The organism is Muricoprocola aceti (assembly GCF_025567005.1).
In the GTDB taxonomy this organism is placed as follows: Bacteria; Bacillota; Clostridia; order Lachnospirales; family Lachnospiraceae; genus Marvinbryantia; species Marvinbryantia aceti.
Genome location: NZ_JAOQKE010000018.1, coordinates 1 through 25,097 on the forward strand (window position 1 = coordinate 1; position 25,097 = coordinate 25,097).

19 protein-coding genes, 1 tRNA gene and 1 pseudogene are annotated in these 25,097 nt (G+C 42.3%); 16 read left to right on the forward strand and 5 right to left on the reverse strand.

Annotation, left to right across the window (positions count from 1 at the left end; genetic code table 11):
* Nucleotides 1-98: 98 nt before the first annotated feature.
* From OCV47_RS12130 to OCV47_RS12155, 6 genes are all read left to right on the forward strand, one after another.
* Complete coding sequence (locus OCV47_RS12130) at nucleotides 99-581, forward strand: complex I 24 kDa subunit family protein (protein ID WP_117447506.1); 483 nt, start codon at nucleotides 99-101, stop codon at nucleotides 579-581.
* A complete protein-coding gene (locus OCV47_RS12135) occupies nucleotides 578-2,446 on the forward strand; it encodes an NADH-quinone oxidoreductase subunit NuoF (RefSeq protein WP_262655336.1) in 1,869 nt (622 codons plus the stop codon). Before OCV47_RS12130 ends, OCV47_RS12135 begins: the two co-directional genes overlap by 4 nt.
* 100 nt (nucleotides 2,447-2,546) lie before the next feature.
* A complete protein-coding gene (gene fdhF / locus OCV47_RS12140) occupies nucleotides 2,547-5,285 on the forward strand; it encodes a formate dehydrogenase subunit alpha (protein ID WP_256299138.1) in 2,739 nt (912 codons plus the stop codon).
* Between the two features lie 185 nt (nucleotides 5,286-5,470).
* The gene (selA, locus tag OCV47_RS12145) at nucleotides 5,471-6,856 is read left to right on the forward strand and encodes an L-seryl-tRNA(Sec) selenium transferase (protein ID WP_262655338.1); all 1,386 of its coding nucleotides are present in this window, start codon (nucleotides 5,471-5,473) and stop codon (nucleotides 6,854-6,856) included.
* Nucleotides 6,853-8,766 carry a selenocysteine-specific translation elongation factor gene (gene selB / locus OCV47_RS12150; RefSeq protein WP_262655339.1) on the forward strand — a complete coding sequence of 638 codons (1,914 nt, stop codon included), beginning with the start codon at nucleotides 6,853-6,855 and terminating at the stop codon, nucleotides 8,764-8,766. The genes selA and selB overlap by 4 nt, the downstream gene beginning before the upstream one ends.
* Before the next feature lie 359 nt (nucleotides 8,767-9,125).
* Nucleotides 9,126-10,391 (forward strand): uroporphyrinogen decarboxylase family protein, encoded by a 1,266-nt coding sequence (locus OCV47_RS12155; protein WP_262655340.1) that lies wholly within the window; start codon nucleotides 9,126-9,128, stop codon nucleotides 10,389-10,391.
* Nucleotides 10,392-10,452: 61 nt separating this feature from the next.
* Here the strand turns inward: OCV47_RS12155 and OCV47_RS12160 are convergent, their stop codons facing one another.
* Complete coding sequence (locus OCV47_RS12160; protein ID WP_256299130.1) at nucleotides 10,453-12,006, reverse strand: FAD-dependent oxidoreductase; 1,554 nt, start codon at nucleotides 12,004-12,006, stop codon at nucleotides 10,453-10,455.
* A gap of 172 nt (nucleotides 12,007-12,178) precedes the next feature.
* Here OCV47_RS12160 and OCV47_RS12165 point away from each other — a divergent pair, with 172 nt between their 5' ends.
* A complete protein-coding gene (locus OCV47_RS12165; protein WP_262655342.1) occupies nucleotides 12,179-13,135 on the forward strand; it encodes a LysR family transcriptional regulator in 957 nt (318 codons plus the stop codon).
* Between the two features lie 56 nt (nucleotides 13,136-13,191).
* On the opposite strand, the gene OCV47_RS12170 is transcribed toward OCV47_RS12165, so the two are convergent.
* A complete protein-coding gene (locus OCV47_RS12170; protein WP_262655344.1) occupies nucleotides 13,192-14,658 on the reverse strand; it encodes an SLC13 family permease in 1,467 nt (488 codons plus the stop codon).
* A 292-nt stretch (nucleotides 14,659-14,950) separates the two neighbouring features.
* Here OCV47_RS12170 and OCV47_RS12175 point away from each other — a divergent pair.
* From OCV47_RS12175 to OCV47_RS12190, 4 genes are all read left to right on the forward strand, one after another.
* A tRNA-Sec gene (locus OCV47_RS12175) sits at nucleotides 14,951-15,047 on the forward strand.
* Nucleotides 15,048-15,106: 59 nt separating this feature from the next.
* The gene (gene selD / locus OCV47_RS12180) at nucleotides 15,107-16,147 is read left to right on the forward strand and encodes a selenide, water dikinase SelD (protein WP_416888018.1); all 1,041 of its coding nucleotides are present in this window, start codon (nucleotides 15,107-15,109) and stop codon (nucleotides 16,145-16,147) included.
* A gap of 404 nt (nucleotides 16,148-16,551) precedes the next feature.
* Nucleotides 16,552-17,907: an MATE family efflux transporter gene (locus tag OCV47_RS12185; protein ID WP_262655346.1), complete on the forward strand. Its 1,356-nt coding sequence runs from the start codon at nucleotides 16,552-16,554 to the stop codon at nucleotides 17,905-17,907.
* Between the two features lie 4 nt (nucleotides 17,908-17,911).
* Nucleotides 17,912-18,733 carry a MerR family transcriptional regulator gene (locus OCV47_RS12190; protein WP_117447497.1) on the forward strand — a complete coding sequence of 274 codons (822 nt, stop codon included), beginning with the start codon at nucleotides 17,912-17,914 and terminating at the stop codon, nucleotides 18,731-18,733.
* A gap of 287 nt (nucleotides 18,734-19,020) precedes the next feature.
* Here OCV47_RS12190 and OCV47_RS12195 read toward each other — a convergent pair whose 3' ends face one another.
* Nucleotides 19,021-19,683, reverse strand: a complete 663-nt coding sequence (locus OCV47_RS12195; RefSeq protein WP_262655348.1) for a DUF1638 domain-containing protein — start codon at nucleotides 19,681-19,683, stop codon at nucleotides 19,021-19,023.
* An 11-nt stretch (nucleotides 19,684-19,694) separates the two neighbouring features.
* Nucleotides 19,695-19,913 carry a hypothetical protein gene (locus OCV47_RS12200; protein ID WP_262655350.1) on the reverse strand — a complete coding sequence of 73 codons (219 nt, stop codon included), beginning with the start codon at nucleotides 19,911-19,913 and terminating at the stop codon, nucleotides 19,695-19,697.
* Nucleotides 19,914-19,920: 7 nt separating this feature from the next.
* Here OCV47_RS12200 and OCV47_RS16080 point away from each other — a divergent pair.
* Nucleotides 19,921-20,031 (forward strand): annotated as a pseudogene (locus tag OCV47_RS16080) (pyridoxamine 5'-phosphate oxidase family protein); the annotation flags it as partial.
* A 201-nt stretch (nucleotides 20,032-20,232) separates the two neighbouring features.
* Here the strand turns inward: OCV47_RS16080 and OCV47_RS12210 are convergent.
* Nucleotides 20,233-21,180 (reverse strand): selenium metabolism-associated LysR family transcriptional regulator, encoded by a 948-nt coding sequence (locus OCV47_RS12210; RefSeq protein ID WP_262655352.1) that lies wholly within the window; start codon nucleotides 21,178-21,180, stop codon nucleotides 20,233-20,235.
* A 200-nt stretch (nucleotides 21,181-21,380) separates the two neighbouring features.
* Here OCV47_RS12210 and OCV47_RS12215 point away from each other — a divergent pair, with 200 nt between their 5' ends.
* From OCV47_RS12215 to OCV47_RS12230, 4 genes are read left to right on the forward strand one after another with little or no spacing between them, the layout of a single operon-like run.
* Nucleotides 21,381-22,157, forward strand: a complete 777-nt coding sequence (locus OCV47_RS12215; protein WP_262655354.1) for an acyl-CoA dehydratase activase — start codon at nucleotides 21,381-21,383, stop codon at nucleotides 22,155-22,157.
* On the forward strand, nucleotides 22,148-23,296 hold the full coding sequence (locus tag OCV47_RS12220; protein WP_262655355.1) for a double-cubane-cluster-containing anaerobic reductase: 1,149 nt from the start codon (nucleotides 22,148-22,150) through the stop codon (nucleotides 23,294-23,296). Before OCV47_RS12215 ends, OCV47_RS12220 begins: the two co-directional genes overlap by 10 nt.
* Before the next feature lie 40 nt (nucleotides 23,297-23,336).
* Complete coding sequence (gene yedF, locus OCV47_RS12225) at nucleotides 23,337-23,963, forward strand: sulfurtransferase-like selenium metabolism protein YedF (RefSeq protein ID WP_262655357.1); 627 nt, start codon at nucleotides 23,337-23,339, stop codon at nucleotides 23,961-23,963.
* Complete coding sequence (locus OCV47_RS12230) at nucleotides 23,960-25,093, forward strand: aminotransferase class V-fold PLP-dependent enzyme (RefSeq protein ID WP_262655358.1); 1,134 nt, start codon at nucleotides 23,960-23,962, stop codon at nucleotides 25,091-25,093. Before yedF ends, OCV47_RS12230 begins: the two co-directional genes overlap by 4 nt.
* The last annotated feature ends 4 nt before the right edge of the window (nucleotides 25,094-25,097 follow it).

The window sequence follows — 25,097 nt, forward strand, 5'->3', positions numbered from 1 at the left end:
TGAAGGAAGAACACCCTCTTCTGTTATCTGATTTATAGAAACTTGTTAATCAAGTAGTCTTCATTGACTACATCATTATTATACTAGGAGGTAAAAGAATGTTAGACCAGTCATACTATGAAAAGGCAGATGAGATCATTGCCCTGTATGGTCCAAAGTCCGCTTCCCTGATTCCAATTATGCAGGATATTCAGGCGGAATACCGTTATCTGCCGGGAGAACTGCTGAACTATGTCGCAGACAAGATTGGAGTAACAAGAGCAAGAGCATACAGTGTTGCAACCTTTTATGAGAACTTTTCTTTTGATGCAAAAGGAAAATATGTCATCAAAGTCTGTGATGGTACAGCCTGTCATGTTCGTAAATCTCAGCCGGTAAAGGATGCAATCATGAAAGAACTGGGGCTTGAGGGAAAGAAGTGCACTACAGATGATATGCTCTTTACAGTAGAGACCGTATCCTGTCTGGGTGCATGTGGACTTGCTCCGACTATGATGGTAAATGAGGATGTTCATCCGAAGATGACACCTGACAAGGCAGTAAAATTAATCAGAGAATTGAGAGAGGAGAATAAGGCATGAGTATTACAAGCAAAGAAGATCTGTTAAAGAAACAGACAGAAGCTCAGGAAAAAATAGAATCCTATACCTGCCGTATTCTTGTCTGTTGCGGTACCGGATGTGTTGCTTCCGGTTCTATGAAGATCTATGAAGAGATGAAAAGACTCTGTGCGGATCTGGACGGAGTGGAAGTTGTAGCTCAGAAAGATGTTCCCCATATCGGTATTGCAAAAACCGGATGTCAGGGACTTTGTGAACTGGGACCTCTGGTTCGTATAGAACCACAGCATCTCCAGTATGTACATGTACAGATCGAAGACTGTAAAGAGATTGTAGAAAAGACTGTATTAAGGGGAGAGCCGATCGAAAGACTGTTCTACAAACATGATGAAAAGCCATGTGAACATCCGGAAGATATTCCTTTCCTGAATCAGCAGACCAGAATTGTTCTGGAGCATTGCGGTAATATTGATGCAGAATCCATTGACGAATACATTGCAGCAGGTGGATTCCAGGGTGTTGTGAAGGCATTTTTTGAGATGACACCGGAAGAAGTGGTAGAAGAGATTACAAAGTCTGGTATTCGTGGTCGAGGCGGTGCTGGTTTCCCAATGGGAAAGAAGTGGAGCCAGGTAGCCCGTATACAGTCCGATGTCAAATATGTCGTATGTAACGGTGATGAAGGTGACCCGGGTGCATTCATGGATGGTTCTGTTATGGAAGGAGATCCATATAAGCTGATGGAAGGTATGATCATCGCCGCTTATGCAGTAGGCGCAAAAGATGGTTATATCTATGTACGTGCCGAGTATCCGTTATCTGTTGCAAGATTAAAGCTGGCCATTTCTCAGGCAGAAGCATATGGCTTGTTGGGTGATAATATTCTGGGATCCGGTATAGATTTCCATTTACATATCAATCGCGGTGCAGGAGCTTTCGTATGTGGGGAAGGTTCAGCGCTGACAGCATCCATTGAAGGTAAACGTGGTATGCCTCGTGTAAAACCACCTCGTACCGTTGAAAAAGGTCTGTGGGAGAAACCAACGGTATTGAATAACGTAGAGACTTATGCGAATGTGGCACGTATTATTCTGGACGGAGCAGACTGGTACCGTACCATTGGTACAGAAGGAAGTACCGGAACGAAGACATTCTCGTTGACAGGTGCTATCGAAAATACCGGACTGATTGAGGTTCCGATGGGAACGACGCTGCGTCATATTATTTACGATATCGGCGGTGGTATTAAGAAAGGTGCAGCATTTAAAGCGGTACAGATCGGTGGACCATCCGGTGGATGTCTGGTAGAAAAGCATCTGGACGAACCATTGGATTTTGACTCTGTTAAGAAGTTTAATGCCATCATCGGTTCCGGTGGACTGGTAGTTATGGATGAGAATACCTGTATGGTAGATGTTGCGAAGTTCTTCATGGGATTTACTCAGAGAGAATCCTGTGGTAAATGTGGCCCATGCCGTATCGGTACCAAGCGTATGCTGGAACTCCTTCAGAAGATTACCGAAGGAAAAGGAGAAATGGCAGATATTGATAAGCTGGAAGAAACAGCAAAATTTATTCAGTCCCGTTCTTTGTGTGGCCTGGGTAAAAGTGCACCGCTTCCTGTTATCAGTACACTTCAGAACTTCCGTCATGAATATGAAGAACATATTCTGGAAAATAAATGTCGTGCACATGTCTGCGAGGCTATGAAGATATACAGTATTGATCCGGATAAGTGTAAGGGATGTACCAAGTGTGCAAGAAACTGTCCGGTCAGTGCAATTACGGGTAATAAGAAAGAGCCGCATGAGATTGATCAGACCAAGTGTATCAAGTGCGGTACCTGTATGGATAACTGTTCATTTGGAGCAATTACAATCAAATAAAATACCAGGATCAGAAAGGCCTGAAAACACGCCGTATCGATACAGAGGTGTTTTCAGGGCTTATGATCCTTAAAGTATTATAAAAAAGAAGGAGGCACGTATGGTTCGATTAACAATTGACGGCTTTCCCGTTGAAGTCGAAAAAGGTACGACCATACTTCATGCGGCAGAAAAGCTCGGAATCAAGATTCCTACTCTTTGTTATATAGAGGATCTTCTTCCGGACGGCTCATGTCGTATGTGTGTGGTAGAAGTAAAAAACAACGGCAGAACAAAAATAGATACGGCCTGTACGCTTCAGGTATCAGAAGGCGATGAAGTACTGACCATGTCTGAAAAGGTAATAGAATCCAGAAGAATGACACTGGATCTGCTCTTATCAGATCATAATGTACATTGTTTCTCCTGTGAAGCAAACGGCAACTGTAAGCTTCAGGATTATGCTTACGAATATGGCGTATCAGAAACCAGCTATGAAGGCGCAAAAAGCGGTGGAGAAATTGATGACAGTAATAAGTTTTTCCGCTATGATCCAAATCTTTGTATTCTTTGTCACAGATGTGTCAACACCTGTACTCAGCTGGTAGGACGTGGTGCCATTGATACAATGGAACGTGGATTCCAGTCCATTATCGGAAATGGGGAAGGTCTCTGGGCAGACGGAACCTGTGAATCTTGCGGTAACTGCGTGCAGGCATGTCCGACCGGTGCATTGGTAATGAAACGTACAAACAAGTATCGTCCTTATCAGGCACAGAAGAGAGTGCGTACAACCTGTCCGCATTGTGCAACCGGATGTCAGATGGATCTGATTGTAAAAGATGGAAAGATCGTGGATGTGGAAGGTGCAGATGGACCATCCAATCATGGATTACTTTGTGTAAAGGGCAGAAGCGGATCTTTTGACTTTGTAGATCATAAGACAAGAATCCGTCAGCCATTAATTAAGAATCACGAAACCGGAGAATTCGAGGAAGCATCCTGGGATGACGCTCTGGATCTGGTAGCAAATAAATTCACAGAACTGAAAAATCAATACGGAGGTGACGCGCTGGCCGGTTTTGCCTGCTCACGTTCTACCAATGAAGATATTTATATGCTTCAGAAAATGGTAAGAACGGTGTTTGGAAGCAACAATACCGATAACTGCGCGCGCGTTTGACACGCTCCTACTGTTGCCGGTTTGGCAACCACTTTAGGCTCAGGAGCCATGACAAATACGATTTACGATATAACCCGTGAATCGGATGCTATTTTATTAGTAGGATCCAATCCGGAAGAAGCTCATCCGGTACTTGGAATGCAGCTGCGTCAGGCAGTACAGCGCGGAGCAAGACTGATTGTGGTAGATCCGCGAGATATTGATATTGCAAAGAAGGCAGAAATTCATCTGAAATTGAAGCCTGGAACAAATGTGGCATTTGCCAATGGCATGATGCACATATTTATTGAAGAAAATCTGATTGACCAGAAGTTTATTGAAGAACGTACAGAGAACTTTGAGGCTATGAAGGAAATGGTGAAAGATTATACACCGGAACGAGTAGCCGAGATCTGTAACATTGATGCTGATGATCTGCGTAAAGCTGCAAGAATCTATGCGACAGCAGAGCGCGCACCGATCATGTATTGTCTGGGCGTTACGGAACATCATACCGGTACCGAGGGCGTTATGTCCATGGCGAACATGGCTATGATGGTTGGAAAGCTTGGAAAACGCGGATGTGGTGTGAACCCGATTCGTGGTCAGAACAATGTACAGGGTGCCTGTGATATGGGTGCATCACCAAACCAGTTCCCTGGTTACCAGAATATTGATAAACCTGGTATACTTGAAAAATTTGAAAAGGCATGGGGCGTGAAACTGAATCCGAAGATCGGAACCAAAGCCACCGATTGTTTCCCGAAGATGATCACCGGTGAGATCAAAGGTTTGTTTATTTTCGGAGAAGACCCGGTTCGTACCGATCCGAATACTCATCATGTCATCAAATGTCTGTCTTCCCTGGATTTTCTTGTTGTGGATGAATTGTTCATGACAGAGACTGCGAAACTTGCAGACGTGATCTTACCGGGAAGATCTTATGCAGAAAAAGAAGGAACCTTTACCAATACCGAACGTCGTGTACAGCGCGTGCGTAAGGCGGTAGAGATCAAAGGTAATACCAAACCGGATACCTGGATCTTTACAGAGATCATGAGAAGAATGGGATATCCGCAGCCATATCTGACACCAGCTCAGATCATGGATGAGATCGCATCTGTGACACCATCCTTTGCAGGAATCAGTCATGAAAGACTGGACAGCGAAGAAGTGGCAGGAAGAGGATTGCAGTGGCCATGTACTTCCAAGGATCATCCTGGAACAGAGATCATGCATGTAGGCAAGTTCGCAAGAGGTCTTGGATACTTCCGTCCGGCAGCTTATACACCATCTATGGAACTGCCAGATGATGATTATCCACTGATCATGATGACAGGACGTATTCTGTATCATTACAATGCATGTGCAATGACAGATAAGACAGAGGAGATCAATGAGATCGCTCATACTTCTTTCATTGAAATCAACACAGAAGATGCAGAGAAACTTGGTATTGCAGACAGAGAAGTGGTATCTGTTGCTTCCAGAAGAGGAGAGATCCAGGCAGAAGCTCGTGTATCCGAAAAGACAAATCCGGGTGAATGCTGGATGCCATTCCATTATCTGGGTGGTGCCAACTGGATCACCAGTGATGCTCTGGACTCTATTTCCAGTACTCCGGAATATAAAGTCTGTGCTGTAAAGGTGAAGAAAATAAATGAATGCGCAGGATGCTCAGAGTGTTGCTGCGAATAAAAAGAAAAAGTAACTGATCAGTTACGCTAAAAGTACATAACTGCCGCATTGAGAAGATTTCAGATGGAAGATCATCCTGAAAGTATCGATACGGCAGTTTGTCTTAATTGGAGAAGACTTTTGAAATTGGAAAAGTAAAGTTTCCTCCAATTCAGACAAAGGAAAAAAGAAAGCGGAGAAAAAAGATGGATAAAAGGGTGATTCTTCGAAGTATCCCCAATATGAATGAATTATTGGAAGATGAAAAGATTCATAAGTTCCAGGAACAGCTTGGAAGTGAGCAGTTAAAAAAAGTGATTCGAAATGTTCTGGAACAGGTACGTTCTGAGATTATAGAAGAAAAAACAGAAAGTGTGCCAGATGAGAAGTATTTAAAAGAGAGGATCAGAAAGCAGCTGGAAAAACTGACTGAGCCTGATATGAAAAAAGTAATCAATGCCACCGGGACAATTTTGCACACAAATCTGGGGCGTGCCCCGATCAGCAAAGAGCATATCCGGCAGCTTCTATATATGGTATCTGGTTATTCGAATCTGGAGTATGATCTGGAAGAGGGGCACAGAGGAGAGCGGTACTCTCATTTTGATGAGTTGTTGTGCAGACTGACCGGTGCGGAGGCGGCGATGGCTGTAAACAATAATGCAGCAGCGGTATTATTAATGCTCAGTGCTCTCGGCAGAGAAAAAGAAGCGATTGTATCCCGCGGTGAATTGGTGGAAATCGGAGGAAAATTTCGCATTCCGGATGTAATGGAACAAAGTGGAACCATTTTGAAAGAAGTGGGAACCACCAATAAGACACATCTGGAAGATTATGAGAAGGCAATTTCCGAAGAGACAGGTATGATTTTAAAAGTACATACCAGTAATTACCAGATAGTAGGATTCACAGAATCGGTTGAGATGGAGCATCTGGCATTATTGGGGAAAAAATATGGAATTCCTGTTCTGGCAGATCTGGGAAGCGGTGTATTGCTTCCGATGGAAGCATATGGACTGCCTCATGAGCCAACAGTTCAGGAAATGATTCAGGCAGGTGCAGATCTGGTATCTTTCAGCGGAGATAAACTGCTTGGGGGTCCTCAGGCAGGCATGATTGTTGGCAGGAAAAAATATATGAATATACTAAAAAAACATCCATTGACGAGAGCATTAAGGATTGATAAATTTACAGCTGCAGCATTGGAACTGACGCTGCGGGAGTATCTGAATCCGGAAAATGCGTTAAGAAATCTTCCGGCACTGAAAATGATTGCAAAGACAGCAGAAGATACCAGAAAGGATGCAAATACACTGCGTCAGATGCTTCAGGAGAAAAAAATGCCTTTTGAAGTCAGTGTGGAACCATGTGAGTCTCAGGTTGGAGGAGGTGCTTTTCCGACGGAACACCTTCAGGGATATGGAGTGGTTCTGACCAGCAGACAGAAAAAATGCCAGGATATCATAGATGCGATGGAACATCTTCCGGTTCCTGTTATATGCAGATGCCAGAAAGATCAGATCATCCTGGATGTGCGGACGCTGGAAAAAGAAGACATGGACATGATTGTGAAAGAATTGGAGCTTTTATGAAACATATTATCATTGGAACAGCAGGTCATATCGACCATGGAAAGACAACATTAATCAAAGCATTGACCGGATGCAATACGGACCGTTGGAAGGAAGAACAGGAACGGGGGATTACCATTGACCTGGGGTTTGCCTTTTTTGATCTTCCAAACGGAGATCGAGCAGGTATTGTAGATGTGCCGGGACATGAAAAGTTTATACATAATATGGTGACCGGAGTATGCGGTATGGATATGGTACTTCTGGTTATCGCTGCGGATGAGGGAATTATGCCTCAGACGAAGGAGCATATGGATATTTTACATCTTCTGGGTATTCAGAAATGTATCGTAGTTTTGAATAAGATGGATCTGGTAGATCCGGAATGGTTGGAACTGATGGAAGAAGAAGTGAGAGATCAGCTGCAGGATACGTTTTTAAAGGATGCACCTGTCGTAAAAGTATCTGCTGTAACAGGAGAAGGATTAAAAGAACTGACAGATGAGATTGTAAAAATGGAAACGTCAGAAGTGCAGGAAAAAGAGATTCATACGATTCCAAGACTTCCGATTGACCGAGTTTTTACCATTTCGGGATTTGGGACAATTGTCACCGGAACTTTGATTTCTGGCATAATCCGCAAAGACGATACTTTGCAGCTTTACCCATGGAATGCCCCATGCAAAGTACGGAATATCCAGGTACATGGGAAAAATGTAGATGAATGCAGCGCTGGACAGCGTGTGGCTGTGAATCTGACTGGTATAAAAAAGGAAGATATCAGCCGCGGAGATGTACTGGCATCACCGAACAGCATGAAGGGTACGACCTTGCTGGATGTAAAGCTGAAGATCTTAAAAGACAGTAATCGAATTGTAAAGAATCGGAGCCGGCTGCATTTATTTACCGGAACCAGCGAAGTGCTCTGCCGCGCAATTTTATTGGATCGGGATGAAGTAAAAGCAGGAGAAGAATGCTTTGCACAGCTGCGCCTGGAACAGGAACTGGCACTTCGAAAAGGAGACAGATTTGTAGTTCGTTTTTATTCTCCGATGGAGACCATTGGGGGCGGCGAAGTGCTGGAACCGAATCCAAAGGCCAAGAGAAGATTCAAAGAAGAGGCATTGGAAGAACTGCGGCGTAAAGAAGCCGGTTCTTCTGTGGATGTGGTACAGATGCATGTGAAATCACACAGAGACACGCTGATTACCATAACGGAACTGGCAAAATTAACTGCCCTGTCGGAAGAGGAAATTCGTCAGGACGTATCGGAACTGGAAGATGGATCAGAAGCTTTCGTATTCCCAATGAAAAAGGATACCTATGTCTGGATGCGGGACGATGAGTTATATCTTCAGGAACAGATTAAGGCAGAGCTGAAAAAATACCATCATAAATATCCATATCGTCATGGTATAAAAAAGGCCGAGATTCAGACAAAATACATGAAAAAAATCAAACCGGTGGTTGCAGCTAAAATATTTGAACACTGGGAGACAGAAGAGAGTATAATTTCCAGCGGCGAGTATCTGCACTTGCCGGAATTTGAGATTTTGAAAGATGCAAGATATGAAGGATGCAGAAAACTGCTGCTAAATTCTTTCGAAAAAGCAGAATATCAATTTGTAAAACTCTCAGAAACCGATGTCGAGAAAGAGTATGCGGATATGGCAGAAGATATCCTTTTACTCCTGCGAGAAGAGAATCAGCTTGTTCGTTTAAGTGAAGATGCGTATACGGTAAAACCTCTGTTGGAAACAGCAGCAGAGAAAATACGAGAAGTAGTTCATCAACAGCCGGTTATTACTATCTCAGAAGTGCGAGATCTGTTCTCGACCAGTCGAAAAAATGCAAAACTGATACTGGAATATACGGATGGTCAGAGAATCACCAGGAATACAGGGGCAGAGAGTGAGTGGAAGGCATACTGAGTAGATATTATATGAGCTTCTCAGAAGATTACACCTGATTTTTTTGAAACCTATGTCAGGAGATAGCGGGAAGAACATTGGATCAGCGGGACGGATGCAGAAAAAATGATTGAATGGTTGTATGAGGCGATAAAAAAGTAAAATAGAAATGGGACTGGGTAATAAGTTTATATGCCCAGTCCTGTTTTGTTAATCTCTAATCTTATTCAATAACATGAAGTTCCAGAAAATCAAATTCGATTTTCAGAATAATAAATAAAGATGGGTATTATTCCAAAATGGAATAAAAAATAATTGCATTGGATTTGTTGAAGTATGTATGTCTGCGTATAATAAAAGTAGAAAAGGAGGTATACAACATGACACCTACAGAACAGAAAAAATATGATGCCCGGTTAAAACGTCTGCAGGATGCGTTGGCGCTAAAAGAACCAGACCGTGTGCCAATTGACATTACTGGAGGCTGTTATATGATACAGCGACTGGGATATACTATGGCAGAATCAAATTATGACGAAACTATGGAGATAGGAAAAGAAGCCGCCAGACGTTTTATGCTGGATTATGAACCAGATGTAATGACTGGGCTGAATCTGACTTATGCAGGTGAGGGACGTGGTCATGAGATGCAGGGAAGTAGAACGCTTTACATATCTGGTATGGCCAATGCACCAATCGGAAATGATTCTATGCCACAGTTTATAGAGTTTCCAACGTTGTATGATGATGAATTTGAAGAGTTCTTTTATGATTATACAAGGTGGTCACTAAATAAATTTCTTCCTCGCGTGTCAAGTGTCATGGAACCGTTTCGGGATTTTCAGCTGAATCTGAGTCATAGAGGAATTGGTGAAGTGGCGGCCGCTTTTTCAAAACCGGAAATTCGTAAAGCCATTCAGAAATTATGGGAGATTGACGATTTTTATCAGGTGTATCGGAAAAAGCTGGCAGCAGCAAATGAAGAACTGGCAGAACTAGGGTTTCCATCTATGATGGGTGGAAGGGCAGTTGTGCCGTTTGATAAATATAGTGATACCTATCGAGGCATGGAATTGACATTTGTGGATATTTTTGAAGATGAGAATCTGGTAATGAAATTTTGTAACAAGTTTCATAAAGAGCAGATTGAACAGTTACGACATGGGAATCCAGATGGTAAAAAAACAGGAAAACAGATTGTTATGGCACTGCATAAAGGCAGTGATGATATGATGAGTAATGCATTTTATGAAAAGTTTTATTGGAACCATCTGAAAGAGATTATTGCAGCTTGCAGAGAGGCTGGTATGATGGCAAATGTATTTTGCGAAGGTATGTATAATGATAAATTAAAATATCTTGCGGAGGTGGAGAAAGGTTCCGCATATTTTACCTTTGATAAAGTAAATATGCAGAAAGCAAAAAAAACAGTTGGCAGTGTATGCTGTATAGGTGGTGGTTTCCCGACACCGCTTCTGGTTTATGAAACGCCGGAAAAAGTAAGAGAAGCGGTAAAACGCCATTTGGATGTAGCAATGCCGGATGGAGGTTATATTTTCAGAATGTCAGCAGGACTGGATGGCGCAAAGGCAGAAAATGTGGAAGCAATGTTTGAAACTGTCCATGAGTATGGAAAATATCGCTAAAAGAGTGAGAATATGAAGAAGTGGCTCAACAGAGCCACTTTTCATGTTCAGAAGAATGGTTTTATTTTTTAGGTACCAGAGTAATAAAATCTCCATTATTAATGATATAATTACCTTCCTGTTCTCTTAGTTCAGCCCAATAGCCATCACACGGTTTATCCAGTTCTACACCCTCATTGATCAGCATTTTACGAAGTTCAATACCGCTAAGTTCGCGCGGAAAAACATGACGGTCTATTGCCACGCAGACAGCCAATCCGGCAGCTTGACCAGTACTCATGGCAGGACCAATGATACGCATGGCACCCTGTGCATGGAATTCTGCAGAACAGCATCTTCCGGCACATAAAAGATTATCAACACCACGTGGAATTAGAGAACCATAAGGAATATCACAATAATCCTGCGGATTTGGACGCACTGGGAAACCTTCAGGAATACCGAACGGATGCATTTGTGCATCGCAGTCTTTACCCAGGGTTTCTTTTTCCATGATAGCTGAACCAGTGATTTCGGATTCCTTTATATGACAGTGACGCATAAATACCCAATCTGGAGAGGTTGGATGATGGGTGTCGAACATTTCTGGAAATCTGGCAATACCGTCTTCAAATTTTCTGCCACAGGCAACATCAGCAGCTTTCAGCATATATTCGCCGAAAATTCTTCGACTATCACGTACTCCGGGAACATTGCCAAGCCCTACCAAGCGGAGATTTTCAAAACCCGGTACATGATTTTTCAGGAATGCATGGAACTGTTTCATCAGTTGATGCTGTTCCAGAATCTGACGTGTGAGATCTTCTGCATCAGTATTGTGACAGTAATAGCTGTGGAATGAGAAGGTAACAAAAGAGGCATTATCTTCTGGAGTGTTTGGAAGCAGAACTCTGAAAAATCCGGAGTTACGGTTGCATACATGACGGCTCATTTCTCCACGGGCAATGGCTTCTGTTTCAAGATAATAGACCAGTGGAAGAGGGTTTTCCACACCTTTGTCCTGTTGTTCTTTTTTCCATGCTGCTTCCGCAGCAAGATATTTGGTCAGGTTGGCCCCGGCCCAGCGAGAACCCTGAGTGGAGGAAATATTCAGTCCGGCAAAATCCTGTCCACCGACTTCATAGGGAACACCGGAAAGGGCAGACAGATCACCGTCACCGGTGGCATCAATATACATGGATGCTTTTACCTGCATATATCCGCCTTTGGTGTAAAAAATCAGACTTTTTATCATACGATCAGTATCCATTTCCACATAAAATAAAGTGGAATCATAAAGAATGCGAGAACCAGCAGAAAATACCATATCCTCAAGTAGCAGTTTGCCATATTCCGGTTCGAAAGAAGGATTACGATAATAAGGTTTGTCATATAATCGGCGAAGTTGTCCGGCATCATCTAACTTCCGGGCAAACTCCAGACAGATGCCTTCGATATTGCCTGCGATTTGAGGAACATAACCGTTTGTGGCAATACCGCCAAGTGTAGTGCCTTTTTCGAAAAGAATGGTATGCTTTCCATGTCTTGCAGCTTCAATAGCAGCGGCAGTGCCCGCCACTCCACCGCCGACAACAGCGACATCACAGTAAAGAGTTTTGTAAATATTAAATTCCATATACATCATCCTTTCTATTATATAATTTGGAGTGACAGTAACGTCACAGTTCTTGATTTTATTATAACGAAATATGAAACGTTGACAAATCCATTTCACTGCATTATTATTCTGATATAGAATAATAAAATTGTCAGAAAAGTGAACGATGACAATAAAACAAGGGGACAGTATGATGAATTCAGATATACAAAAATTGAGAACCATATTGATGGTTTCAAAAACTCTAAATTTTTCAGAGGCTGCCTATGAATTAAATTTCACACCTTCAGCTATCTCAAAGCAGGTACTTTCCATAGAAAAAAGTCTTGGTGTAATTCTGTTTGACCGTCACAGCAGGAATGGTGTAACATTGACACTGGAAATGCAAATGCTTCTCCCGGCACTTCAGAAGGTGGTTTCATCCTTTGATGAATTTGAAGGCGTTTTACGCACCATTTCTCCAGAACCAGTATTTAATATTGGAACGCCTCCTCTATTTCCGTCTCAGGTTGCATCACAGATTATTGCTGAAATGGTACAGCAGATGCCATCACTGGATGTGGAACTGATGCGCCATGACAATCGTACTTTACTGAAGCTTGTACGTTTGGGAAAAATCGATGCGGCAGTTACTGTGATTCTTGGAAAAGCTGAGGATAATCCAGAATTTTTTAAAGAAAGACACAGAGAGCTGGAGATTAAAAAGCTTCGCAAGACACAGGATATGGTATTCCTAAATGAAAATCATCCACTGGCGTCCAGAAATACATTTTCGACAAAAGATATGTTGGAAGTAGAAGGATCCCGTTTTTTGTTTATTAATCCAAGACCTCATACAGCGTCTCACAGGGAACAAATTTTTATGCGTTACTGCGAAAAATATGGTGTGGTACGTGAAGTTAAAGAAGTGAATCTTGAGTCAAGCGTAGCTATTCGTACCATACTGCGTAATATATCGTCTAATCCACAGTATATTGCATTTGGACCGGCAGGACTTAGCAAGGGAGTAAAAGGCGTTGTGGAAAGAGTATGCGAGGATTCTATGTATCCCAGTCAGGAAGTTATCTGTTACAGGAAAGATAGTAAATCAAAAGCATTCCGGATATTTTTAGATGCAGTAAAAAAAGTAGCCGATGGAGAACTGTAGAGTACGTAGTTTTCCATCGGCTGTTTTGCCAAGAATAGACATGGCTCTATTACGTATCATAGAATGTAACACAATCCTAATGTGAGAATATAGTTGATCAGGAAGATGATAATACCTGCAAATAGACCTTTTGAATAAAGCCATTTCAAGTCATTCGAAATACATTTATTACCAAAGAGCAGCGGAGCTGCGCCGCAGGCGGCCTGTGTGGCAAATGCAAACATGACAGAGATCATGAATCCCGCTGCATATGCAGTAGGATTAATACCGGACTGCTGAATGTGCACAGTCAGAAACGGTGATGCCAGGGAGGCCATGATAACGCCAACTGCTGTGTTTGACAGGAAGTTGGTTAGGATCCAGGAAATTAAAACTACCAGCAGCAGGAAGACAGGAAATCCAGAATTTACAAAAATACCTGAAAGAACATCCTGAAGCCATGTTTTGATGCCGGCATCATCCATGGTCAGTACAGCACCTGCCTGTGTAAAGCCGATCATTGCATAAATCACATTCCAGTCTACGCCATCTTTTAATACGGTAAACGGATTGGCTGCTGGTTTGCCATCAATTTTAACCAGACACATAATAGCCAGACAGATAGAAAACCATCCGGCTTGTGTGATGCCATTGAAAGCATCACCAAAAGGAGTTCCTTTTTTAATAAACAAAATCAAGATGGTATAGATCAGGGAAATTGCAAAAACGATGGTAACAAAAACCTGTTGCCGGTTCATCTTAACATGGTCCATACCGTCCATTTTGGTGATATCGAGATTTTTCAATCTATCCAGATCAACTTTAAACAGAACCATAATAAAATAGTAAACAACTGCAATAATGACGCCCAAAAGAGCTATGATGCCCATAAACAGTAAGTCGTTTGTAGTAATTCCGACTTCTCCCAGAGCCTGTTTTAATGGAGAAAAGATCAGCAGAGGAAGTCCCTTAAATGGTAGCATGGACATACCAACCATAGCCTCCGCATAGACTCCGAATACATTGAATTTCATCCATGAGGAATTTTCATCGTAACCCAACTCTTTTCGGATGGAATCCAGAACACTGTAATAGAAAACGAGTCCGCCAAGCCCAATAAATGCGCCAGCAAAAACAGATGCAATCATCAGCATAAAAGTGAAAGCAAAAGGTTTCCCTTTGGCGAATTTTCGTGTGATGAGCCAGCGAGCGATGACATCACCGGCACCACAGTCAAGTAACGCCCTGCAGAGACCATAGATGACAATCAGCTGAAAGATCATGGTACCGCCCAGACTGGCAGCAATCATATCAGCAATTGTAAATGCTCCGGACAGCTGTATTGCAAGAATTGCAAAAGTAGAGATTGCCAGATATGGATATCCACTTGCTGCCAGAAGAACCAGACCGATAAAGATACAGATGCCCTGTACACCAATCCGTGTGACAGACCCCCATGTAGGAATAAAACGTCCCAAAATGAACATGAGAAGTAATCCAATGATAAGTATAGCAGGATTTTTATTTTTTTTAGCTTTTGTCATAAAAGCCCCCTTTCCAGGCGACAGGAAACAGTTCGCCTAATCTCCGCAATTTATTAGGTGCGGAATATCTACATACTTAAATTATACTGTTTGGGCGCAGTGGAATCAATGTTTATACAAATCCGTTCTGTATATATACTTTGCCAAAATGGAACAATATATAAATAGAATAAGAGCGTTAAAAATTACAGTCAGGATTCGAAAAACCTGGTTGTTAGTGTAAAATATAAAGATGAGGGAACTTTAGGTTGTCATTTAATTTTGCCTGTGATAGAATAATAAAGATAAAAATGGGAGTAGATAGGTGCTGGTGTGCCTCCTGGTCTTCAAAACCTGTGATAGCGGTTAACTCCCGCTTAGGTGGGTTCGATTCCCACATACTTCCGCCAGAAAGTGATCGGTCTCTTATAAAAGAGACCGTTTTTTGAATAGAAAGAAGGTGACAGCTATGAATCATCAGTATGAATTGACAGCGATGACAGCAAAGGGAGGCTGAGCGTCCAAACAGGGACCTGAGGTTCTCAGGCAAATATTAGGAAAGCTTCCGGAACAGTATTGTGATCAGCTTTTGGTTGGCTTTGGTTCCAGTGATGATGCGGCTGTTTATCAGATGAATAAGGATCAGGCCCTGATTCAGACGATTGATTTTTTCCCGCCACCAGTAGATGATCCGTATCTTTTTGGACAGATTGCAGCAGCGAATGCTTTGAGTGATGTCTATGCCATGGGCGGAAGACCGGTGCTGGCACTAAACCTTCTTGCATTTCCATCCTGTTTGGATCCAAAATGTATACAGGAAATTTTGAGAGGTGGTTATGAAAAAGTAGCTGAGTCCGGAGCGGTAGTGGCAGGAGGACATACCATCGAAGACAATGAACCAAAGTACGGTCTGTCGGTATCCGGTGTAGTACATCCGGCGAAAATCTGGAGAAACGATACAGCTCAGGAAGGCGATATATTGATTCTGACCAAGCCAATAGGAACAGGAATCTATGCACTGGCATCCAGAGGCGGTCTGTTAAATGAAGCAGAAGAATCGGAAATGCTGAAATGGATGACTTTGCTAAATCGTCAGGCATGTGAAGTGTTTAGCCAGTTTACCGTTCATGCTTGTACCGATATTACAGGGTTTGGGCTTCTTGGACATGTCTGCGAGATGGCAGAAGGAAGTAAAAAAGTGATTCATCTTTATGCAGATCAGATCCCGTTTCTTCCAAAGACGGAAGAGATGGCTGCTATGGGAATATTACCATCCGGAGTGTATCAGAATCAGGAATATCTGAAGACTAAAGTGCGTTTTTCATCCACGATAGCACAATGGAAGCGAGACGCGGTGATGGATCCACAGACGTCAGGGGGATTGCTGGCGGCAATTCCGGCAGAAGAAAAAGACGAATGTTTGCGGATGATGAAAGAAAGAGGCTGTTTTGCCAGAACAGTAGGAAACATAACAGGGGAATTAGATACTGTTTTGACAGAAGTGAGATAGGAGCCTTTGCAAATCTTTTGCCTTGCGGAGTCTCTTACAGGTGTCAAGCCCAATGCAATTCGCTTGAAAGATGGAACACTACGAAATGAGTATTCAATAATTCGAGTATTCTGAGTTCACATGCAATTACACTTGTTGGAGCGAAAGCGATTATTGAAGCAACAGGCAATACATTACCAATAGGCTATATTACACATTTACCAGAACAAGATGAAATGTATCGTATAGCATTCTCGAACTAACAATTCCAGTTGTGAAGGGATGATAAAGAGTGGATAGCCAAGTCAGCGGCTGTCCACTTTGCATATAGAATTGAAATTATAAAATTTGAAAATGTCTATTGACTCTACAACCGATATAGAGTTTATGATATGCTTATATCAGATAAGAAAGAGGAAAATGTTATGGAAAAAAATCTAACAACCGGAAGTGTATTCAGAAATGTAATTTTGTTTTCACTTCCGTATCTGCTTTCCTATTTTTTACAGACACTCTATGGAATGGCAGATTTATTTATGATTGGGCAGTATGATGGTGTAGCAAGCACAACTGCGGTATCTGTCGGTTCGCAGATCATGCATATGATTACTGTTATGATTGTAGGTCTTGCGATGGGAACAACAGTAAGTATTGCACAGGCAGTTGGAGCTGATAATAAAAAACAGGCATCGAAGGCTGTTGGTAATACCATAGTTTTATTCATGGGAGTTGCTTTCGTTGGAATGGCATTGTTGCTTATGCTGGTACACCCCATTGTATCAGTAATGTCTACCCCTGCGGAGGCTGTAAATGGTACGGTCACATATCTGACAATCTGTTTTATTGGTATTCCGTTTATCACAGCGTATAACATCATCAGCTCCATTTTCAGAGGTATGGGAGACAGTAAAAGTCCGATGTATTTTATAGCTGTGGCATGTATTGCGAATATTGGATTGGATTATCTCTTTATGGGAGCATTTAAACTTGGCCCTGCGGGTGCTGCACTTGGAACAACCATTTCACAGGCAATCAGTGTGCTGGTATCAGTGATTGTTATTATAAAAAGAAAAAGTGTCGTACTAAGTAAGACAGATTTCAAACCTCAGCGTGATGTAATGGGAAAAATATTATATATCGGTATTCCAATCGCTGTGCAGGATGGTCTGATTCAGGTTGCTTTTATTGTGATAACGATTATTGCAAACCAGAGAGGATTAAACGATGCAGCTGCCGTTGGCATTGTAGAGAAAATTATAAGCTTTCTGTTTCTGGTTCCGTCTTCTATGTTATCAACTGTTTCAGCTCTTGGGGCACAGAATATCGGAGCAAATAAACCAGAAAGAGCAATTGCAACACTGCGGTATGCTGTGTTGATTGCAGTTGGATTCGGAATATTGGCAACTATTACAATTCAATTTACAGCCGGATCAATAGTCGCTTTATTTACCGATGGAAATACATCAGCTGGAGCAGATGTGATAAGGCTTGGCAGTCAGTATTTGCGAGGCTATATTTTTGACTGCATTTTTGCAGGTATTCATTTTAGCTGCAGCGGTTATTTCTGTGCTTGTGGAAAATCCGGATTGTCATTCTTACATAACATTCTGGCAATTGTACTGGTTCGTATTCCAGGAGTTTATCTGACATCAAGGATATTTAAGACAACATTGTTTCCGATGGGACTTGCAACAGCAGCCGGTTCGTTGTTATCAGTGATAATCTGTATGATTGCGTTTTATGTCATATATCATAAAGAACCGATAAGGAAGGGAGCGTGATGCTATGGACAGAAAAGGGTTATTTTCTATAGGCGAGGTATCAAAACTTTTTCACATAAGTGTCAGCAGTCTGCGGCATTATGAGAATGTTGGACTGCTTCACCCAGAATATACTTCCCCAGATACAGGGTATCGTTATTATGGACCAGAACAGTTTGAAGTACTTAATACCATCAGATATTTAAGAGCATTAGATATGCCATTAGCTGAAATAGAGGACTTTCTGAAAAACAAGGATATAAGTAACATAGAAGAAAAGCTGATGCAGCAAAAAAAGATTGTTCTGGAAAAGCAGCTGGAATTAAAACGCATGGAACAAAAAATAAATCATCGTTTAAATGTTTTATCAGAAGCACAGAATACACCATTGGATACGGTGACATTGGTACAGCTTCCAGCAAGCCGGGTTGTGTGGGTGGAAGCACCTTTGAAAATAGAAGAATCGCAGGATATGGAAGCTCCTATCAGAAAGTTGGATCAGTCAAAGGCAGAGGCAGTTGTATTTCTCGGTAAAGTGGGACTTGGAATTTCCTCAGAGCATTTGAAGAATTCAGAATATAAGAAATATGACGGCATCTTTTTAATACTGGATGATGAAGATATCTATGATGGAGAGACAATGCCTGTTACAGAATCATTATGTGTCCGTCTGTGTTTCCGAGGAAGTCATGCAGAAGCACCAGGTCAGTATAAAAAATTACTGGATTATATAAAAAAACATCAGATGCAGATTGTCGGATTTTCCCGTGAAATTACGCTGATTGATTATGGCATCACAAATGATCCGGAAAAATTTGTGACGGAGATCTGTATTCCTGTAAAATAGGTATCAACAAAATATTACAAGTGCATTGTCATAAATGAATGCCATTATTTATCAGGGACATCCCTATTAGGAAAAGGATATGCTGAGTATCCAGGATCTTCAGGACCGGCAGCTGATTTCCATGAACCATTGTTCTTTGCACAATGGAAAATCCATTAATCTACCGTTTTTGTCAAAGAAAAGATTGGAATTGGCATTGACGTAGATATTCATTAAGAAAAAGAACTGCCGGCAGGTCTTCGCAAGATTCCAGACTTCAGGAAATCTGCTGCAATCTGGATTAATTTTCAGCAATCAAAAAATTTCCCTTGGGTAATTCGAGTATTCGGAGAAGCAACAAAGAATTGCTCATCCCATTTTCCAGATACCAGCTTTTCAAGAAGAATATTACTTCCGGGTACAAAATCCAGTTCAGCATGAATCCTGTCGGCATCTGCCTGTGCACGTTCCACAAAATCCAGGTCATAGCAGTCGTACAGACCATTGTCGATAATATCCAGATGGTGATAATGCTCAAAATACATGTTGAAGACAATATCTGCCATTTCTTTATCATATTCCTTCAGAAGACTTTCATAAATAGCATGAACAGAAAATCCATTTTCTCCATTTCCAAACAGGTACATATGTCCCTGTTCTTTCAAATCTGGGGCATATTGTTCCGTTGTGGTTAATGTAAGCGCAACACAGTCAGCAACTCTGGGAATTACCAGGGTTTTAGAGCAGGATACATCCTGCCATGATCCGCCACAGAAACCCATAGCCACAAGAATAGTATCAACATCTGACGACAAGCTGGAGAGTGTCTGAAGAATGTGGTTTTTCATTTTTGATGGCTCTATATGGTATTGCCGATTTAATTCAATGATGGGAAAGTCCGTATTGCAGGTCTTCTGAGCCTGCTGCACATATTCCAGAAGTGCGGTGCAGGAAAGAATTACAGTACTCATAAAAGTTCCTTTCAGATTCCATGAAATGTCCGGTACTCCCGGTACGTTTCAATCATATTTTTTCTTGCATTTTTCAAATAAGAAGTATCGTCGCTGATTCGTCCAAGAAGAAGATATCCCTGATAAATAGAAAACATGCGCTGAGAAAGAATCTTTGCATGATCTGGAGACAATCCGGAGTATAACAATACTTCCTGAAAAATCTGCTCGAATTTTTTTAGTCCTTCCATAAATACAAATCCTGAGGTAGAAGTATCAGTATCTTCTCCTGAATACGCATGGATTCGTCTTCATGGTAAAGCAGTATTTGAGGACAACATGAGCGTAAAGGAAAGATTTATCAAGAATTGCTGAAATTTTTGTATTCAATAACAGAATCAATTATCTGCCAATATTCAAAGATGAATCCTATTCCTTCGGAGAATTGCGGGTAGTATCGTTCATAGAGCAGTATCTGAAAAAGAAAGAATTCACTGATGAACTGGTCCATTTAGATACCAACATGGAGTGTCACCAGGGACAGTAAAAAAGCCATAAACACCGTCCCCATCATCCCACAGGAATATGTACCTTTGGTGAAGTTCGTGGATGTTCCGGCTTTGGACCGTATTTTTCACGGATCACTTCAACAAAAGATCTGGCAGCAGGAGTCAGTACCCGGTTTTTGTGATAAACCAGATAGATGGAACGCTTCAGCAGTTCAGAGTCCAGATCAAAACTCAAAAGGTATCCGAATTTTTCATAATCTTTTGCAGCAATTTTACTGATAATCGATACGCCCAGACCGTGACAGACAGCCTGTTTGATGCTTTCGGTAGAAGGCAGTTCTGTCAGAATATGAAGCTTCTGATCGTCGAGGCCGATGCTTTGAAAATAAGCGTCGGCTTCTTTGCGTGTTCCGCTTCCCTTTTCACGGAAAATAAATGGAAGATAGCGAAGCTGGCTGACAGGAAGCTTTCCTTTATAGATCTGATAAGCAGGGGTGTTGGGGGTGATCAGAACCAGTTGATCATCCAGCAAAGGTTCAAAAATACACTTGGAATCAGGATTTTGCATACCGGTAAAGCCTAATTCTGCATCATAGTTTTCAATTTGATTTATTACTGCGGAGCTGTCTGCTTGGCGGACCGATATTTTCAGATCCGGATAGCGCACATACATTTCAGTCAGTAGTTGCGGCAGCAGATATTGAGACGGAACAGTAGAAGCAGCTACCGGAAGTTCTCCCTTAATTTCGGTGGCATAAGACTGCATCATCAAGGCAGCCACATCCCTGGTATGCAGAAGTTCTTTGGCATAATCATAGAAAATCTGCCCGGCCTCAGAAAGCAGAACTTCTTTCGTGGTACGTGAAATAAGTGGGACACCAAGTTCCGATTCCAGACTTTTGATATGTGCACTGACAGTAGGCTGAGACAGATACATGGCTTTGGCAGCTTTAGAAAAACTCTTATTCTCTGCTACCTGGACAAAAGCTTCCAGTTGATGAAAATACATAGAACACCTCTTTTTCGTGCAGGTAGAACAGAAAAAATAACCTGCCACTGTTTTGAATTGTATATATCGTATCATAATTCATAGAAAAAAGCGAGACTATTTATAGATATAATCTATAAATATAAAGAAATTATCAGGCATTTGAATTAGACAAAAATACGGTAAATGTTATACTTTTCTTAGAGAAAGCAGGTGAAAAGATGGTGACATTAGGACTGGATTCCGGTTCTGCAACGACGAAAGCAGCAGTATTTGATGGAGAGAAGATCCAGAAAATTTATTTAGAAAAAACATCTGATCGTCCCGGTAAAGTGATTCGTGATATGTACAGCCAGTTATATTCTCAGGAGATTGCGATGACGGTAACGACTGGGTATGGCAGAGGGCTTCTTGAACAGGCGGACAGGAAGATTACAGAGATCACCTGTCATGGTGCAGGAGCCGCATACCTGATGCCACAGTGCAGTGCAGTGATTGACATCGGAGGACAGGATTGTAAAGTGATGCTTCTGGATGAGCATGGAAAAGTGACAGATTTTCTGATGAACGATAAATGTGCCGCAGGAACAGGAAGATTCATTGAGATGACACTGGGGCGAGTTGGAGCCAAAGTGGAAGAACTGGATGAATTTGTCCGAGGTGCCACACCGGAGAAGATCAACAGCATGTGTGCGGTATTTGCGGAAAGTGAGATCGTAGGTCTCCTGGCGCAGGAGAAAAAGGCAGGAGACATTTTACTTGGGTGCCTTCATTCGATCTGTAAGAGAACTGCCATTTTTGCACAGAAGCTGATCCGGGAAGAACAGGAAGTTTTCTTTTCCGGGGGTCTGGCACAGGCTGAAGTGATCCGAAGTATACTGGAATTTTATATGAAACCAGCCCACATCGTGACGCATGAACTGGCTCAGTATACAGGAGCCATCGGCGCGGCCGTATTAGGGTATGAGAAAGCAGGGGGAAAGAAAACGTGGAATTAAGAAAAGAATTACCGGAAGTATTTGAAGAATTTGCAGAGGCAAGAAAAAATTCATTTCTGGCAATTAAGAAAATTAAGGATGCTGGAACACCGATCGTAGGTGTGTTCTGTACCTATCTGCCAAGAGAGATCGCCAATGCCATGGGTGCAGCAGTGGTTGGACTATGTTCCGTATCCGATGAGACCATTCCGGATGCAGAGAAGGATCTGCCAAGAAACCTCTGTCCACTGATCAAATCCAGCTATGGATTTGCCAGGACAGATAAATGTCCATTCTTTTATTTTTCTGATCTGGTTGTGGGTGAGACTACCTGTGACGGAAAGAAAAAGATGTATGAAATGCTGGCAGAGTTTAAATCGGTACATGTGGTACAGCTTCCAAATAGCCAGACGGAAGATGGATATGAATTATACCGCAAAGAACTGATCCGTTTCAAAGAAGTACTGGAAGAAAAATTCGAAATAAAGATCACGGAAGAAGCCATTGCAAAAGAAATCAAAAAGAGAAACGGTATCAACCGTGCACTGACCAGACTGCAGTATACAATGGCACAGGATCCGGCTCCGGTCATGGGACTGGATATCATTAATACCGTATATGGATCCGGTTTCCAGATGAACACGGATACACTGGAAGAGACCATTGATGCAGTGACCGATAAAATTGAAAAAGAATATCAGGAAGGAAAAAATATAGGAAAGAGGCCACGAATTCTGGTGACCGGTTCTCCGTCCGGTGGAGCTGCACTGAAGGTTATCCGTGCCATTGAAGAAAATGGTGGTGTAGTAGTTTGTTTTGAAAACTGTACCGGTATGAAGCCGCTGGCAGAAGTAGATGAAGAAAATCCAGATGTGTACGATGCACTTTCTAGAAAATATTTAAGTATCGGATGTTCCTGTATGTCTCCGAATAAAGCAAGAATGGAACTTCTGGAGAAACTGATCAAAGATTTTAAGGTAGATGCAGTGGTAGATCTGGTACTGCAGGCCTGTCATACCTACAATGTAGAGACAGCCATGGTGAAGAAGTTGGTAAAAGATAAGATGGGAATTCCATATACCGTTGTTGAAACAGATTATTCCCAGGCAGATGTGGGACAGATTCAGACAAGAATGGCAGCATTTATTGAAATGCTATAAGTAATAGTCAGATTTTGAAATAAAAGGAGATACAAGTATTATGGTAACAATTAACGCAATGGGTGATACCTGCCCGATCCCGGTCATCAAGACACAGAATGCCATTAAGGCACTGACAAAAGCAGAAGAAGTAGAGGTACTGGTAGACAATGAAGTGGCAGTACAGAATCTGACGAAACTGGCAGGAAGCCTTGGCTGTGAAGTGAAATCTGAGAAAAAAGCAGAAAAAGAATACCGTGTTGTGATCACAGTAACAGAAGATAAGTTACAGGGACAGGCAGATGAGAAGAAAGAAGAAACAGCAGAAGCGGCCTGCGTTCCAGATGCCAGAGATAACACAGTGGTTGTGATTTCATCTGACAGGATGGGTGAGGGAGAAGAAGAACTGGGTAAAGTCCTGATCAAAGGTTATATCTATGCACTGACTCAACTGGAAACTTTGCCAAAGACTATTTTATTCTATAACAAAGGTGCTTATCTGACCTGCGAAGGATCTGCTTCACTGGAAGATCTGAAGTCACTGGAAGCTCAGGGCGTGGAGATCTTTACCTGCGGTACCTGTCTGAATTATTATGGATTGTCTGAGAAACTTCAGGTAGGCAGTATTACGAACATGTATGTGATAGCAGATACCATGGCAAAAGCAAATAAGGTTGTGAAACCATGATTTATCTGGATAATGCGGCAACGACTCTTCACAAACCAGAGGGCGTTGCTGAGGCTATGATAACAGCACTGACTTCCATGGGGAACTCTGGAAGAGGCGCCCATGAGGCTACCCTGGATGCATCAAGAATGATCTACGGTACCAGAGAAAAGCTGGCAGAGCTGTTTCACATTTCAGATCCTATGCGGATAGCTTTTACCTGCAATGCAACAGAAAGCCTGAATATTGCCATACAGGGCATCTTACAACCAGGAGATCATGTGATCACCAGTGTCTGTGAACACAATTCCGTACTGCGGCCGGTGTATCGGATGGCGAAGAGGGGAGTTACTTACAATATGCTTCCTGCAGATAAAAAAGGGGTCATACAGTACGATCAGCTGACCAGCCTCCTGAAAAAAGAGACGAAAGCGATTGTCATCACCCATGCGTCTAACCTGACAGGCAATGTGACCGATCTGAAGAAGGTATCAGATTTTGCAAAGAAAAACGGACTGCTGCTGATCGTGGATGCGTCCCAGACGGCCGGATGTATTCCGATTGATGTACAGGAACTGGGGATCGATGTCCTTTGCTTTACCGGACACAAAGGTCTGATGGGACCACAGGGAACCGGCGGCATCTATGTGCGGGAAGGTATAAAGATTGCGCCTCTGAAGGTCGGGGGAAGCGGTGTGAAGAGTTTCGCTAAGGAACATCCGGATACCATGCCGACCGCATTGGAAGCCGGGACTCTAAATGGACCGGGGATTGCAGGCCTTGGGGCTTCCGTATCCTGGCTGCTGAAGCAGGGCGTAGAGCAGATCCATGAAAAGGATTTAGCTCTGTCCAGACGCTTTTTAAAGGGCATTGCAGAGATTCCGGACATTACCATATATGGAGATATGGATTCGCAGATGCGAACAGCCATTGTATCCCTGAATCTGGGGGATGTGGATTCTGCAGAAATGAGTGACTGGCTCTGGGAAGATTATGGAATTGCAGTACGTGCAGGTGCACATTGTGCGCCTCTGATGCACAAGGCTCTGGGAACGGAGCAGCAGGGAGCAGTACGGTTCAGCTTTTCCTGCTTTAATACAGAAGAAGAAGTGGATGCAGCAATTCAGGCATTAAAGGAATTACAGGAATAAATTT